The following is a 14,553-nucleotide window of genomic DNA, read 5'->3' as shown; positions in this document are numbered from 1 at the left end:
TTTGACAACAGCATCATGATTGAAAGGGGATTAGACTATGTTCTCAGCATTGCGGGGCCAAACAGCCCTTGTAACTGGCGGCTCACGTGGGATTGGTCGTAGTATCGCGCTTGCTCTTGCAGAACACGGTGTAAAGGTGGCCGTGAACTATGCAGGAAGTGAAGCGGCGGCACAGGAGACTGTGGCCCGTATTGTCGAGCTTGGCTCGGAGGGTATTGCACTCCGTGGAGATGTCGGCAATAGTGAACAGGCCGAGAGCCTTGTGAAAGAGGTTCTTAATACCTGGGGACGTATTGACATTGTTGTCAATAATGCCGGTATTACTAGGGACAACTTGATTATGCGCATGAAAGAGGAAGAGTTCGATCAAGTGATCGAGACGAATCTGAAAGGTGTGTTTAATTGCCTTAAGGCAGCAACACGTCCGATGATGAAACAGCGCTATGGCCGAATCATAAATATTTCCTCGGTTGTGGGCGTGACAGGTAACCCTGGTCAGGCTAATTACTCTGCAGCTAAGGCTGGTGTCATCGGTTTAACGAAGGCATCGGCTCTTGAGCTTTCTTCGCGGGGCATCACTGTCAACTGTATTGCTCCTGGGTTTATTGATACAGATATGACACGTGAGCTCTCTGAAGAGGTTCGCAGTGAGCTAGAGAAGGGCATTCCACTAGCTCGCCTTGGGCGTCCGGAAGAGATAGCTATGGCAGTTGTATTCCTGGCTTCAGAAGGCGCCGCTTATATGACCGGCCAGACACTACACGTGGATGGCGGGATGTATATGTAATACTCCTTTGAAAATATAAGAAAGTATAAGTTTCACACTATACTTTATCCTTATATTTCTCGCTTAAACACTTACCGTCCTTATAAAGACGCCGAAGGGTTTTATGCTTGGGAGAAATTACGCTGTTTTAAATATGAAATGTGAGGGATCAGGAAAGCGTTTTTTGCGGTCTATGGTATTTTGATCTCATATCTCGTATAATACCAAAAGAGGAGGTGAACCGGATGTCCGATGTATTAGAGCGTGTAAAACGCATTGTCATCGACCGCTTAGGTGCCGATGAAGCTGAGGTAACATTAGAAGCGTCTTTCAAAGATGATTTAGGTGCTGATTCTCTTGATGTAGTAGAATTGGTTATGGAATTGGAAGATGAATTCGACATGGAAATCTCTGATGAAGATGCAGAGACGATTACGACCGTGGGTGAAGTTGTGAAGTACATACAATCTCATACCTAGAGTCATATGATTGAGAGTCCCGTTCCAACTTGGGCGGGGCTTCTCCTCATTTATACAGCATTAAAGATGTATTACAGGTTGCCATGTGCAGCTTCATAGGGATTATAACAGAACCGCGGAAGCTTTAATGATGCGGTGATCGCTGTTCATATAGTAATAATTTGCAGTATATAAGTACTGAATATAATGTATACAGCCTATAGATGGGGTGATTGTGTTTGAGTCATAGAGTGGTTGTAACCGGGATGGGCGTAATTACGTCACTGGGGAAAGACTTGGAGACGTTCTGGGATAATCTGATGAGCGGTAAATCAGGTGTATCGATGGTTGAAGCGTTTGATGTCAGTGAATACACTACGCAAATTGCTTCATCAGTTAAAGACTTTGATCCTGAGGCGCTTTTTGGCCGCAAGGAAGCCCGCAAGATGGACCGTTTTGTACAATTTGCAGTGGCTGCCGGTGAAGATGCATTGAGAGACAGTGGACTTAAGATCGGTGAAGATATCGATGCTGAACGGATCGGTGTATCTGTTGGTTCGGGTATCGGTGGTCTTGGTACTTGGGAAGACAATCATAATCTGTTGCTTGAAAAAGGGCCAAAACGGGTTAGCCCGTTCTTTATCCCGATGATGATCGCTAACATGGGTTCTGGGCAGCTGTCGATTAACCTCGGTGCAAAGGGACCGAATACGACTACAGTGACGGCCTGTGCTACAGGAAGTCATTCCATTGGGGAATCATTCCGTCTGATTCAACGTGGAGACGCGGATGCTATGATCTGCGGTGGTTCGGAAGCGACCATTCGTCCAACAGGAATGGCAGGATTCTGTGCAATGAGAGCGATGTCCACTCGTAATGATGAGCCGGAGAAGGCTAGTCGGCCATTTGATGTAGATCGCGATGGTTTCGTTATGGGAGAGGGCGCTGGGATCTTGATTCTGGAATCCCTTGAACATGCTGAGAAACGTGGAGCGAAGATTTATGCTGAGGTAATTGGCTATGGTCTAAGCGCTGATGCTCACCATATGACTGAACCGGATCCAGATGGTGCAGCACGCTGCATGAAGATGGCAATCCGTGATGCTGGTATCTCTCCTGAAGATATTGATTACATCAATGCACATGGTACTTCAACGCCTGTAGGAGATCGATCAGAAACGGCTGCTGTTAAGAAAGCATTAGGCGAACATGCCTATAAAGTAGCTATTAGCTCAACGAAATCCATGACAGGTCATCTTTTAGGTGCTGCTGGTGGAGTTGAAGCTATTATCTGCGGACTTTCTTTGCAAAAGGGCATGATTGCTCCAACGATTAATTTGGACAACCAAGACCCGGAATGTGATTTGGATTATGTACCAAATGTTCCACGTAAAGCGGATCTTGATATTGTAATGTCGAATTCATTTGGATTCGGGGGACATAACGCAACAGTTATTCTAAAAAAATATAATCAGTAAGGGGACAGCGCGGTGAAAGGAGAACTGAAGCAGTTACAACAGCAACTTCAAATCCAATTTCACGATTCTGTGCTTCTGAAGCAGGCCTTTACCCATGCATCTTATGTGAATGAACACCGTTTCAATCAGCATCAGGACAATGAGCGTCTCGAATTTCTAGGGGATGCTGTACTGGAGCTGACGGTTTCTGAATATTTGTACAATTTGTTGCCAGATCGACCTGAAGGGGAACTGACCAAGCTACGTGCCGCTATCGTATGCGAGCCTTCGCTGGTTAAGTTCGCTGAGAGTTTAGGTTTTGGCCGTTATGTACTGCTGGGAAAAGGGGAAGAACTTACGGGCGGACGTACTCGCCCGGCCCTGCTGGCTGATGTGTTCGAATCCTTCGTGGGAGCGCTTTATCTTGACCAAGGGCTGGAAACTGTACGGTCTTTTCTTGATAATCACGTATTTCCACTTGTGGAGACGGATGGGAAACTGCAAATGCAGATGACCGATTATAAGACGGAACTGCAAGAGCTAATTCAGCAGCACAATATGGGTACGTTGGAATATCGGATCATTGAAGAACGGGGACCCGCGCATGAGCGTGAATTCGTCTCTGAAGTGTTAATGACTAACCGTTCACTTGGTAAAGGGAGCGGCCGCTCGAAGAAGGAAGCAGAGCAGCAGGCTGCAGCAGCTGCACTGTTGCATCTGAAAGAAGATGGTGCCTGAATTTTGCATCATGTGGACAAGCGGAGGAGAGCAGCAAAGGTCTGAATACCGGCGTTTAGGCGGAGCTCAGACCGTTGCTGCTCTTTTTCGAAAGAATAGCCAAGCTTGATTTTGAAGCTATTTTAGGCGAATAAACGCTATGGTATAATGGGTCAGAGGTGATAGGCAAGTATGTTTTTGAAACGGATAGAATTAGCTGGTTTTAAATCATTTGCCGACAAAACAGAAATGGAATTTGTGCGCGGAATAACGGCCGTAGTGGGTCCGAACGGAAGCGGCAAGAGCAATATTTCTGACGGCATACGCTGGGTACTCGGCGAACAGAGTGCTAAATCACTGCGTGGCGGCAAGATGGAAGATATTATTTTTGCCGGTAGTGACGCTCGTAAAGCTGTGAATTATGGTGAAGTATCACTTACGCTCGATAATGAGGATCACACGCTTCCATTGGATTTCAGCGAAGTTACAGTGACTCGGCGTGTTCACCGTAGTGGTGAGAGTGAATATTTAATTAATAAGCAATCCTGCCGACTGAAGGATATCACAGAGCTGTTCATGGATACCGGTATCGGGCGTGAGGCTTATTCGATTATCGGACAGGGTCGGATTGAAGAGATTCTGAGTACTCGTTCCGAGGATCGGCGAGGCATCTTTGAAGAGGCATCGGGTATTGTAAAATATAAATCGCGCAAAAAAGATGCAAGTCGAAAGCTTGACGACACGGAGCAAAACTTGCTTCGTATTCACGATTTGATTAGTGAGCTTGAGGATCAGATTGGTCCCCTAAAGGATCAATCGGAGAAGGCTATTCGCTTTAAAGAGCTTCGGGAACAACTGAAGCATCAGGAAATTTCAGTCTATGTGCATCAGATTGAAGGCATTCATACAGCATGGCAGGAAGGTAACGCTAAGCTCGAAACTTTAAAGGATGAGCAACTAGAGCTATCTACAGTTGTCTCTGCTCATGATGCGAAGCTGGAAAGCGGACGTGCTGAACTGCGCGCGTTAGAAGAACAGATTGAGAAGCAGCAAGAGCAATTGCTCCGTTATAGTGAGGCTTATGAGAAGAGCGAAGGTTACGGGGAAGTGTTGAAGGAACGCAAGCGTAATCTTGAGAGCAACCGTGAACAGTTAATGCTTACATTAGGTTCTGTAGGTGAGCGTTCTGCGGATCGACAGCGTGAGCTTGGAGATTTAGAAGCTAAGCTCGAAGCATCCCGGCTTAAGCTTGTTGAGCTTCGGAAACAGATCGAAGCGGAAGAGGCGAGACTCGAAGGTGTCGCTGACGGTATTAGTCAGAGCCAGGAGGAGAAGCTGAAAAGTGCACTCCTGGAGTTAATGAACCTTATGGCGAATGCACGTAACGAAATTCGTTACGCGGATCAACAGAAGGAGAACCTGGAGCGTCGTATGAGCCGCAGTGAAGAAGAAAGCGGCAAATGGACTGCACGGCATGATGAGCTGTCTGCTAACCAGAAAGGGCTAAAAGACAAGATTGCCCAGCTTGGAAAGGAACTAAGCAATCTTCGTGGTGCTTATATTACTGAAAGTGAACAACTTAGTAAACGTCAGAAACTGATTGAAGAGACGCAATCAGGTCTGAGAAAGTGGGAACAGAAGCGGGAAGCACAAGTCTCCCGTCACGAGACCATGAAAGAAATGCAGGATGATTTCGATGGCTTTATGCTTGGGGTTAAAGAAGTTCTCAAAGGAGCTCGTAAAGGGCAGCTTAACGGTGTGCATGGTGCGGTTGCTGAACTCATCTCCGTTCCGGAGAAGCTGGAAATGGCTGTTGAGACTGCGCTGGGAGCATCGCTGCAACACGTGGTTATGGATAATGAGAGCGTGTCTCGTCAAGCGATATCTTTCCTGAAGCAACGTCAATTGGGACGAGCTACTTTTCTACCACTCGATGTTATCCGGCCACGCCAAATTTCCGGTAGCGACCGAGGAATGGTGGAAGATGCTGAAGGTTTTGTTGGAATTGGTTCCGAACTCGTTGGATACGATGATAAGTATGCAAGTATTGTTGGCAGTTTGCTTGGTAATGTAGTTATTGCTGAGAGCCTGGAGCAGGCCAACCGCATCGCCGCTAGATGCCAGTATCGTTATCGTGTGGTTACGCTAGAGGGTGATGTAGTCAATGCCGGGGGCTCGATGACTGGTGGTAGCCAGCATAAGAAGAACAATAGCTTACTTAGTCGTAAACGCCAGCTGGATCAGCTGAGCAGTGAGATCGAAGAGAGCGAGCGTCAGATTGTTAAGCTGAAACAAGGCATAGCCAGACTTCGTGAAGAGCAGGAAAACGCTAGCGTGAAGCTAGAGGACCTGCGCCGTGATGGTGATGAGAAGAGACTGGAAGAGCAACGTGTTTCTGGCGATTTGAAGCAGCTTGAACAGGAGCTTGGGCATGTGCAGGAACAAGTGGAGAGCACAGGCGCGGAACGTAGCGGCTTTGAAAGTGAGGTCCGCACGCTTGAGGAGACTCGGAAACAAGCCTCTGCTGAGCTTGAACGTCTCGAGAAGGAAGAGAAGGAAGCTCATGAGGGTATCCGTAATGCCGAATCGGCGCGTAAAGCGAATGAATCCGCTAAGGAAGAGTTGCAAGGTAAGCTGACCAGTATGAAGGTTTCGGAAGGCAAGCTCGATCAGGAGATTTTCTCCTTGGAGGAGCAATTACGTCGTCTAAGGCAAGATGCGGGATCACAGGATAAAGAGCTGCGCCAGAATCGTAATCTGTTACATACGATCGAACAGGATTTGGCTAGTAATGCTTTGGAAACCGTGAAACAGAAAGAAGATTTGAATAGTTATCGTCTGAAGAAGGAAGAGACAGCCGGTACTTTGGATCTAGCTCGGGCGGAACGTTCGGCGTTAACCCGTAAGCTTGAGCTAGAGGAGGGCAAGACCAAGGATCAGCGTCAGGCACTTAGAGTCGTGGAGGACAAGCTGCGTTCTACTGAAGTTTCTGTGGGTCGTCTCGATGTTGAACTTGATAATATTCTTCGTAAGTTGAGTGATGATTATGAGCTAAGCTATGAACTAGCGAAGCAACGTTATCCTGTGCCCGAAGATGTGCCTGCCGCACAAGCGGATGTACAGCGTCTGAAACGCAGTATTTCTGCATTGGGCGAAGTGAACTTAGGTGCGATTGAAGAATATCAGCGTGTTCATGAGCGTTATACCTTCCTCAGTGGACAAAAAGATGACCTGGTCGAAGCCAAGACTACCCTGTATCAAGTTATCCGTGAGATGGAAGATGAAATGTCCAAACGCTTCAAACAGACCTTTGATGCGATCCGTAAACAATTCGGTACGGTATTCTCGAAGCTGTTCGGAGGCGGTCGAGCTGATCTCATGCTGCTGGATCCAGAACATATGCTTGAAACAGGTATAGATATTGTAGCCCAACCACCGGGTAAAAAGCTTCAAAACCTGCAGCTCCTATCTGGTGGGGAACGCGCCTTAACTGCGATGGCCCTCTTGTTTGCCATCCTGCAAGTGAAGCCGGTTCCGTTTTGCGTACTGGATGAGGTAGAGGCTGCGCTAGATGAAGCGAATGTCGTACGTTTTGCGCAGTATTTGCGTGAGTTCTCGGAACAAACGCAATTTATCGTCGTTACACACCGCAAAGGAACGATGGAAGAGGCGGATGTGCTCTACGGAGTGACGATGGAAGAAGGCGGAGTATCTAAGCTTGTCTCTGTACGTTTAGAGGATGAGGAAGCAGAGATCGCTTAACGGCTTGCCGAAATGGTGATTTTTTTAAGTATCTGCTTTCGAAGCGAGTTTTGTACGAAGTTAAATCAATGAAGTGTCGCTCACAAAACTTTTAGGAGGAAACAAATGAGCTTTTTCAGGAAGTTAAAAGAAAGCATTTCCGGCAAAACGGAAAGTGTAACCAAGCAATTCCGCGACGGATTAGAGAAAACCCGTAAAGGCTTTGTCGAGAAGGTAGCAGACCTGATTATCCGCCGTAAAAAAATAGATGAAGAGTTCTACGAAGAGCTGGAAGAAATCTTGATTGGTGCGGACGTAGGTGTTAATACAGTAATGACACTTGTCGAGGATCTGCGCGCCGAAGTGAAGCAAAAGCGAATTGAAGATGCCGCTGAGCTGCAACCCATTTTGTCCCGTAAGCTCATGGAATTGCTGCGCGGTGATGACGATAACAGCCTGAAGGAAAATCCGGATGGCATTACAGTTATCTTGTTCGTTGGGGTAAATGGAGTAGGCAAGACGACTACGATCGGTAAACTAGCACATCGTTACAAACAAGAGGGTAAAAAAGTTCTTTTGGCCGCAGGGGATACGTTCCGTGCCGGAGCGATTGAACAACTCGAAGTTTGGGGTCAACGTGCTGGCGTAGACGTAATTAAGCAACAAGCTGGCTCTGACCCAGCCGCTGTTATGTTCGATGCTGTTCAAGCGGCTAAGCAGCGGAATGTAGATATCTTGATTTGCGATACGGCAGGCAGACTTCAGAATAAGAGTAATCTGATGGAAGAGCTCAACAAGATTTTCCGCGTTATTCAAAGAGAAATTCCTAGTGCTCCGCATGAAGTACTGATGGTGCTAGATGCGACCACAGGTCAAAATGCGCTTACTCAAGCCAAGCTATTTGGTGAAAAGAGTGGGGTAACAGGGCTCGTCTTGACGAAGCTGGATGGTACAGCTAAAGGCGGAATTGTAGTAGCCATTCGTCAGGAAATGAACTTACCAGTGAAGCTCGTAGGGCTCGGAGAAAAGATGGAAGACTTGCAGCCATTTGATTCTCAGCAGTTCGTGCATGCTCTTTTTGCCGGATTAATTGCCGAGGAAGAGTCAGAAGAATCGGAAGAGTAAGTGTAATCCATCCCTACACATGATCATAAAGAAGTCATATTTACAAGGAATGTCCTCGAAGCTATATTTAGTTTATGAGGGCATTCCTTTTTAATAAAATGTTTGTTAGTTGTTAATGTAGTGACCTCTAAGGAATTCTTAAAAAGTACAAATGCATCGCGTAGGGTATCCCTTTAAATAACAGCTTTCCCTCACTAATAAGCTTCCAGAAGCGATATTCTATAAATGAGGTACTGATAAATAAATTCCACTGCCCTATAATTGCACCTACAATAAGTCCTGCATTTACGAAATGATCTCCCTGTTCATTCCTTTGCAGTTGCAGAATTAAGGATAGAATGTCTTCGTCATAGTATGTTTCGGGAACATTCGTTAGCTGACCATTGGACCAGATTCGAAGCATATCCTCAGTGTTGCTGATTTCTTGCCACTCCAGTTCATACTGTTTTCTCTGCGCGGAGGTAAGGGGCTCTGTATTTTCGGTGTTTTTGATAATAGCTTGCACAGCTTCGTTTGGGAGCTGACCCAGAGACTGGGGAGATAAGCCAATACTAAATTGTTCAACAATCCCTGGAAGCTCCCCATAACCTTCGATTGGATTTATAACATGAATAGGTTGCTTCCTCTCACTAAGAACAGAAAGTGCAAATCGTAAACCTGTCTGATCATGGGAGTTGTCTCCGCACCAAATAGTGATTTTTTTCTCCTCGGGAATTTCTTTTAAGGTCTGAATCATGGCTTCCAGTTTATGCTGGGGATTAAGATGATAACCCTGATCCGGAAATCGTTCCTGAAACCATAACTCACGGGCATGACACCCTTCATCATTATGTAATTTGCACAGCGGTCCAGCAGAGAACGTCTCATTAAATGAAAGTACTCTTATTAAATGACGACTACCTACACGACTAAGTGCAACCTTCATCGAACCAGCTTCTGATAAGCCAAATAAAATAAAAATATGATTCCGCCTAGCCTCTTCCTGCTCCATCGTCATAGTATATTTGTGCTTCATTTGTTCACTCTCCTAACGCTCCAAATTATACCATATAACTGAAATCACCTTCCCAGACAACTATATAAAAAAACCAACATATGAAAAATTCATAATAGTAATGCTTGTCACTACTCCTGCATACAATTCAATGAAGAAACTACATTTCAGCTCCGGCAACCTATATAAGAGAGAAAGGAAGCGATTCCAAAACCCGGAAATATTCAGAGATCACATTTCTCTGTTATATATATTGACATCGGCAATAGAATTTACGTATTATGGGAATACAAAACAATATTTTCATGGATATTTTCAGAAATTAAAGTATAGGTTGTTAGTAAAGATAACATTTATCGAAAGGAGTCGGGCTCATGTCCAAATTAGATCCTCTGCCAGGTCTGTCTCCGTATCCGCTGCAACATTTTTTCGATGAAATGTATGCAGATAAGAGAAATGTCCGGCCGCATTACAGACATGTGAATCGCATGTTTTCCGGAATGAGCTCCGAAGAGCTGCAGGGTAAACAGAATTTGATGCAGCGCAGAATGATGGAGGAAGGAATTACTTTTACGCTATACAATCCGGCTCAGGATCATCCCATGGAGCGTACGATTCCCTTCGATATGATTCCACGCATTATTCCTAAGAATGAATGGGAGAGGCTAGAGGCTGGAATTATTCAGCGTATCACGGCTTTGAATCTGTTCATTCATGATATCTACCATGAGCAGTACATCGTAAAGGATGGAATAGTCCCAAGGCGTATGATCATCTCCAACTGTTATTTCCGGCCAGAAATGGCTGGTCTAAGGGTGCCTGGTGGAGCCTACCTCACTACCTCGGGAATCGATCTGATCCGCCATCATGATGGGCAATATTATGTGCTTGAAGATAATCTACGAACGCCTTCAGGTTTTTCATATCTTTTTAAAGGCAGAACCCTTATGAATCAGTTGTTTCCTGAATTGTCCTTTGCCAGCTCCATCCGAGATGTTGAACATAGCTTGAATCGTTTCTTATCCGTTCTTCGCAGTCTATCACCCTCACGAAAGTCAGATCCGGTTATAGCACTCCTTACACCTGGGGAATACAATTCTGCTTATTATGAGCATGCTTTTCTAGCACAACAGATGGGTATACATTTGGTTGAAGGACGAGATTTGGTTGCAAAGGATCACAAAATATATTTGAAAGAAATGAACGGACTTCGCCGCGTAGATGTACTATATCGCCGTTTGGATGATGATTTCATCGATCCGTTAGCTTTTCAGCCGGATTCACTCCTAGGGGTGGCGGGTCTGATGAATGCGTATCGGGCAGGGAATGTAGCGATTGCTAATGCCCCGGGGACTGGTGTTGCTGATGATAAAGCGATGTATGTCTATGTACCGGATATGATTCGTTATTATCTGAATGAAGAACCGATTCTTGGGAATGTCCCGACCTATTTGCTAGGCAGGCTTGATGAACGTTTATATGTCCTTGAGAACCTATCTGAAATGGTTGTTAAGGAAACCTCTTTATCCGGGGGATATGGAATGTTGATCGGAAGCGAAGCTACGAAAGAAGAACTCGCTGAATTTCGAATGAAGATTATCGCTGACCCGGAACGTTATATTGCGCAGCCGATCATGTCTCTATCTAGAGCACCGGTATTGTCAGGTGGAACAATGGCACCGAGACATATCGATCTTCGAGCTTTTGTATTAATGGGTGCTGACCGTAAGCCACATGTTATACCTGGGGGATTAACACGGGTGGCTATGAAAGAAGGGTCTTTGGTCGTAAACTCCTCGCAAGGTGGTGGCGTAAAAGATACTTGGGTCATGGCTTGATTCAACCTAGTGAGGCTTGTTGATGATTAACAAAATGCAGCATCAATTTGTTAAATAAGGGAGTGGCTGGAGATGCTGAATCGAAATGCTGAAGCTTTGTTCTGGATCGGCAGATATATTGAAAGGGCAGAGAATCATGCGCGGCTAATCAATGTTCATTATCATATCCAGCAGGAAGAGGATTTTCATGAAGAAGGACATAAATGGTCAAGGTTAATCGATGCGCTAGGCGTTCGAGGTGAATATATGCAGCAGTTCGAAACCTTTTCCGAACAGGATGTCCTATCTTTCATAACACTTGATCTAGGCAATTCTAATTCATTATTCTCTTGTGTACATCATGCCAGAAATAATCTGCGAACACTCCGTCAACAGCTTCCAAGTGAATTATGGGATGTTGTCAATAGCTTCAACCTATGGCTTGGTGAGCGGTCTGTTGCAGATATTATGAGCGGCCCACATCAGTTCTATCAGCAGGTTAAGGAGCGTACAGCTATGTTTCTCGGAGCAGAGCAGTCGGTAATGCTTAGAGGGAATGAGTGGCATTTCATTGAGAGCGGACGGTTTCTAGAGCGGGCAGAGAATACAACTCGTATCTTGCAGGCAGTCATTGCCGCATGCAGATTTAAGGAGCTTAACGCGGTTTATACTCAGTTGCAGGCGGTGCTTAAATCTGTTAGTGGATACCAGGCGTTTCGACGTTATTATGCAGATGCTATGTCCCCGGAGAGTATTTTAGATTTCTTAATTGCGAATCCCAAATTTCCGCGTTCCATTCGTTTTTCTTTTCATCAGCTGGAAGAGCATTTAGCAAAGCTTGAACTGGATTCATCAGAGAAAGGTTCAGGCCATGAGAAGGTTATCCGGCAAGCGGGTAAGCTTAAAGCAGAGCTGGATTATATGGAAAAAGAAGAAATGTCCGGCGAGCTAGTGGAAGATGTGCTTAAATCGCTGGTGATATCCTGTCAAAAACTTGGTAAAACAATGGAGGGCGCCTTTTTTCGGCGAGAAGGAGTGTCTGTATGAAGATTCAAATCAATCATACCACCACATACAGCTATCCAGAGCCGGTTACGGACAGTGTCAATGAGATCAGACTCACGCCACGCACGAATTATCGCCAATCCTGTTACCACCATGAAGTGGATATTTACCCGCCAGCAAATCTATTAACCTATGAGGATTTCTTCGGGAATCGGGTCCATGCCTATTCGGTTAATAAGCCGCATACGGAGATGGTCATCCACACTAAAGCTACTGTAGTTACACTGGATAAAGCTCAGGGGACAGATCTCCCGAGAACATCTCTTGAAGAACAAATTAGATTGTTAAATGACGAGGGATTTCAGAACCGTTATATTGAGTTTATTTTGCCGACTCGTTATACCGAGGTGACGCCTGAATTAGTGGAGTTTGCCTCACAGTACCCTTTTAATGAAGCAGAGGATATGTATGAATGGATTCTTAAATTATCTGCGACGATTTATGAACAGTTCACCTATGACCCTGAGGCTACAAGTGTAAATACTACGGTAAAAAAAGCACTGAAGCTTAAACGCGGTGTATGTCAGGATTATGCTCATCTAATGATTGCTGTCTGCCGTAGTGTCGGTCTGCCGTCCAGATATGTAAGTGGATATCATTTTGTTGGTGATCTGCAAGGGAGCAATGCTAATTTTGAGCAAGCTTCACATGCTTGGGTGGAGACTCACATTCCGGGTACAGGTTGGCTTGGTTTCGATCCGACGAATAATGTTGAGGTCAATTGGCGTTACATTAAGTTAGGTCACGGACGGGACTACAAAGATATTGTACCTGTAAAAGGTGTATATCGTGGTGGAGCAGGCACTCTGACCGTGAAAGTGGATGTGCGGAAGCTGGACATTTAAATGGATCATTATAGATGAAACTCTCTGTTCAAGCTTTTGAACGGGGAGTTTTTTTGTGAAGATGATTCCAGTGTATATGTATTTGGGTAATCTTGATCCATAGTACATCACTAAGAGATTTTAAAGGAGAGATTACATATGAGTCCAAACATAGCTAAGAAACAAAGATTTATTGGAAAAACTGCAATTATAACTGGAGCGGGCTCTGGAATTGGTCGGGCTACCGCTATTAAGCTGGCGAAGGAAGGTGCTAATGTAGCGCTTTTTGATTTGAATCTTGAACGTACCTCATCTTTGGCGGATAAGCTGAACAAGTTTCGCAAAGATTGTGCATTGGCCATAGAGGTAGATACTTCAGATGAAAAAGGGATGGAGGAAGCCGTTCGCAGGACTGTCGAACAGTTCGGCGGCTTAGATGTAGTATTCGCTAACGCGGGAATCAATGGTGCGGTGGGACCAATAGAGGAACTGAGCCTGAGTGATTGGGAGCGCACGATGTCGGTGAACTTGACGGGGACCTTTTTGACCTTGAAATATACGATTCCTCATCTGAAGGATAAAGGGAAAGGTAGCATTATTATCACTAGCTCCATCAATGGGAATACTAGATTTGCCAGCTTTGGGTGGTCTACGTATAGTACTACCAAAGCTGGACAAGTAGCTTTTGCCAAAATGGCTGCACTTGAGCTGGCTAAGTTTAAAATTCGAGTGAATGTGATCTGCCCCGGGGCGATTGCTACCAATATAGATGAAACCACTGAAATGAACGAAGAAGTAGAAGCGATCGTCATTCCGATTGAATTTCCGGATGGTGCGCAGCCGCTGGCGGATGGGCCGGGTAAACCGGATAATGTTGCCGATCTAGTTTCTTTTTTGGCTTCTGATGAATCTATTCATATTACAGGTGCACAAATTGTGATTGATGGAGCAGAGTCCTTATTGTCCTAATTTAGAGATCGCTTCTCGGTATCGTTCATACCAAACGTTCCATTCAGCTTTTCGTGACTCCAGCGTCGTACCATCCAGAAGATGCTGGATCACGTCCAGACATACATGCCAGCCAGCTAAATCTCTGGGTGTGTGCGGCGTGAGCGTTCGGATCGTTTCATTCAAGACGAGTAAACATCCTTCTGTATTAGGATATAGCTCAAAGCGAACGGAATCTTCAGCCCACGTAAATTCAAGAACAGATTCATGTTGCAGGGCGGTAATCGTCATTTCCTCAAAGGTTCCGTCTTGCATATCAAACTTGATTAATCCACCTTCACGCAGGTCTTCAACACGTAATTCAGTGAACCATAAAGCAAGCTTCTCATTCTCTGTTAGAAAGGACCATATTTCTAATGTGGGATGTTTTAGTTGACGTTCGAAACGAGCGACATAATGATCATCTGTTTTTTTGAGGTTAGCTATCATGTTATATTTCTCCTTTGGACTACTGCTGTAGTCCTTTTTTTATTGAGTTGAGGCTTATTAAAACGAGTATAACAATTGTTCGTATGAAAAAAAACTATTGTACGGTTTGATTAGGCGTCTGTAATATGTAGCGGCAGTTTGATGTAAATCTA

12 protein-coding genes are annotated in these 14,553 nt (G+C 45.1%); 10 read left to right on the top strand and 2 right to left on the bottom strand.

The genetic code is table 11. The features are described 5' to 3' along the window. Positions 1-37: 37 nt before the first annotated feature. The 6 genes from fabG (at position 38) to ftsY (ending at position 8,264) form a co-directional block, all read left to right on the top strand. Positions 38-787: a 3-oxoacyl-[acyl-carrier-protein] reductase gene (fabG, locus tag ACWNM1_RS19335; protein ID WP_449602264.1), complete on the top strand. Its 750-nt coding sequence runs from the start codon at positions 38-40 to the stop codon at positions 785-787. A gap of 224 nt (positions 788-1,011) precedes the next feature. Continuing rightward, positions 1,012-1,245 (top strand): acyl carrier protein, encoded by a 234-nt coding sequence (locus ACWNM1_RS19330; RefSeq protein ID WP_036686493.1) that lies wholly within the window; start codon positions 1,012-1,014, stop codon positions 1,243-1,245. A gap of 218 nt (positions 1,246-1,463) precedes the next feature. Next, on the top strand, positions 1,464-2,702 hold the full coding sequence (fabF, locus tag ACWNM1_RS19325; RefSeq protein WP_076282776.1) for a beta-ketoacyl-ACP synthase II: 1,239 nt from the start codon (positions 1,464-1,466) through the stop codon (positions 2,700-2,702). A 12-nt stretch (positions 2,703-2,714) separates the two neighbouring features. After that, positions 2,715-3,419 (top strand): ribonuclease III, encoded by a 705-nt coding sequence (gene rnc / locus ACWNM1_RS19320; RefSeq protein ID WP_042127220.1) that lies wholly within the window; start codon positions 2,715-2,717, stop codon positions 3,417-3,419. Positions 3,420-3,590: 171 nt separating this feature from the next. Then, a complete protein-coding gene (gene smc, locus ACWNM1_RS19315) occupies positions 3,591-7,160 on the top strand; it encodes a chromosome segregation protein SMC (protein ID WP_449602263.1) in 3,570 nt (1,189 codons plus the stop codon). A 105-nt stretch (positions 7,161-7,265) separates the two neighbouring features. Then, the gene (ftsY, locus tag ACWNM1_RS19310; RefSeq protein WP_042187710.1) at positions 7,266-8,264 is read left to right on the top strand and encodes a signal recognition particle-docking protein FtsY; all 999 of its coding nucleotides are present in this window, start codon (positions 7,266-7,268) and stop codon (positions 8,262-8,264) included. Positions 8,265-8,391: 127 nt separating this feature from the next. Here ftsY and ACWNM1_RS19305 read toward each other — a convergent pair whose 3' ends face one another. Further along, positions 8,392-9,279: a DUF1835 domain-containing protein gene (locus ACWNM1_RS19305; protein WP_449602262.1), complete on the bottom strand. Its 888-nt coding sequence runs from the start codon at positions 9,277-9,279 to the stop codon at positions 8,392-8,394. 353 nt (positions 9,280-9,632) lie between these two features. Between ACWNM1_RS19305 and ACWNM1_RS19300 the strand changes: the two genes are divergently transcribed. From ACWNM1_RS19300 to ACWNM1_RS19285, 4 genes are all read left to right on the top strand, one after another. Then, positions 9,633-11,096: a circularly permuted type 2 ATP-grasp protein gene (locus tag ACWNM1_RS19300; RefSeq protein ID WP_449602261.1), complete on the top strand. Its 1,464-nt coding sequence runs from the start codon at positions 9,633-9,635 to the stop codon at positions 11,094-11,096. Positions 11,097-11,168: 72 nt separating this feature from the next. After that, a complete protein-coding gene (locus ACWNM1_RS19295) occupies positions 11,169-12,122 on the top strand; it encodes an alpha-E domain-containing protein (RefSeq protein WP_042127228.1) in 954 nt (317 codons plus the stop codon). Further along, a complete protein-coding gene (locus ACWNM1_RS19290) occupies positions 12,119-12,985 on the top strand; it encodes a transglutaminase family protein (protein ID WP_449602260.1) in 867 nt (288 codons plus the stop codon). The genes ACWNM1_RS19295 and ACWNM1_RS19290 overlap by 4 nt, the downstream gene beginning before the upstream one ends. Before the next feature lie 138 nt (positions 12,986-13,123). Continuing rightward, entirely contained in the window at positions 13,124-13,933 is an 810-nt protein-coding gene (locus ACWNM1_RS19285; protein ID WP_449602259.1) for an SDR family oxidoreductase, read from the top strand. On the opposite strand, the gene ACWNM1_RS19280 is transcribed toward ACWNM1_RS19285, so the two are convergent. After that, the gene (locus tag ACWNM1_RS19280) at positions 13,922-14,401 is read right to left on the bottom strand and encodes an SRPBCC family protein (RefSeq protein ID WP_449602258.1); all 480 of its coding nucleotides are present in this window, start codon (positions 14,399-14,401) and stop codon (positions 13,922-13,924) included. The genes ACWNM1_RS19285 and ACWNM1_RS19280 overlap by 12 nt on opposite strands. Between the last annotated feature and the right edge of the window lie 152 nt (positions 14,402-14,553).

The sequence above is a fragment of the Paenibacillus sp. Marseille-Q9583 genome (assembly GCF_976954365.1).
This window is presented reverse-complemented; position numbering and strand designations above follow the sequence as displayed.

Bases quoted from the DNA above. Each gene is read 5' to 3' on its own strand.
- fabG (WP_449602264.1), top strand. From the start codon at position 38: ATGTTCTCAGCATTGCGGGGCCAAACAGCCCTTGTAACTGGCGGCTCA.
- ACWNM1_RS19330 (WP_036686493.1), top strand. From the start codon at position 1,012: ATGTCCGATGTATTAGAGCGTGTAAAACGCATTGTCATCGACCGCTTA.
- smc (WP_449602263.1), top strand. From the start codon at position 3,591: ATGTTTTTGAAACGGATAGAATTAGCTGGTTTTAAATCATTTGCCGAC.
- ftsY (WP_042187710.1), top strand. From the start codon at position 7,266: ATGAGCTTTTTCAGGAAGTTAAAAGAAAGCATTTCCGGCAAAACGGAA.
- ACWNM1_RS19305 (WP_449602262.1), bottom strand. From the start codon at position 9,279: ATGAAGCACAAATATACTATGACGATGGAGCAGGAAGAGGCTAGGCGG.
- ACWNM1_RS19300 (WP_449602261.1), top strand. From the start codon at position 9,633: ATGTCCAAATTAGATCCTCTGCCAGGTCTGTCTCCGTATCCGCTGCAA.
- ACWNM1_RS19295 (WP_042127228.1), top strand. From the start codon at position 11,169: ATGCTGAATCGAAATGCTGAAGCTTTGTTCTGGATCGGCAGATATATT.
- ACWNM1_RS19290 (WP_449602260.1), top strand. From the start codon at position 12,119: ATGAAGATTCAAATCAATCATACCACCACATACAGCTATCCAGAGCCG.
- ACWNM1_RS19285 (WP_449602259.1), top strand. From the start codon at position 13,124: ATGAGTCCAAACATAGCTAAGAAACAAAGATTTATTGGAAAAACTGCA.
- ACWNM1_RS19280 (WP_449602258.1), bottom strand. From the start codon at position 14,401: ATGATAGCTAACCTCAAAAAAACAGATGATCATTATGTCGCTCGTTTC.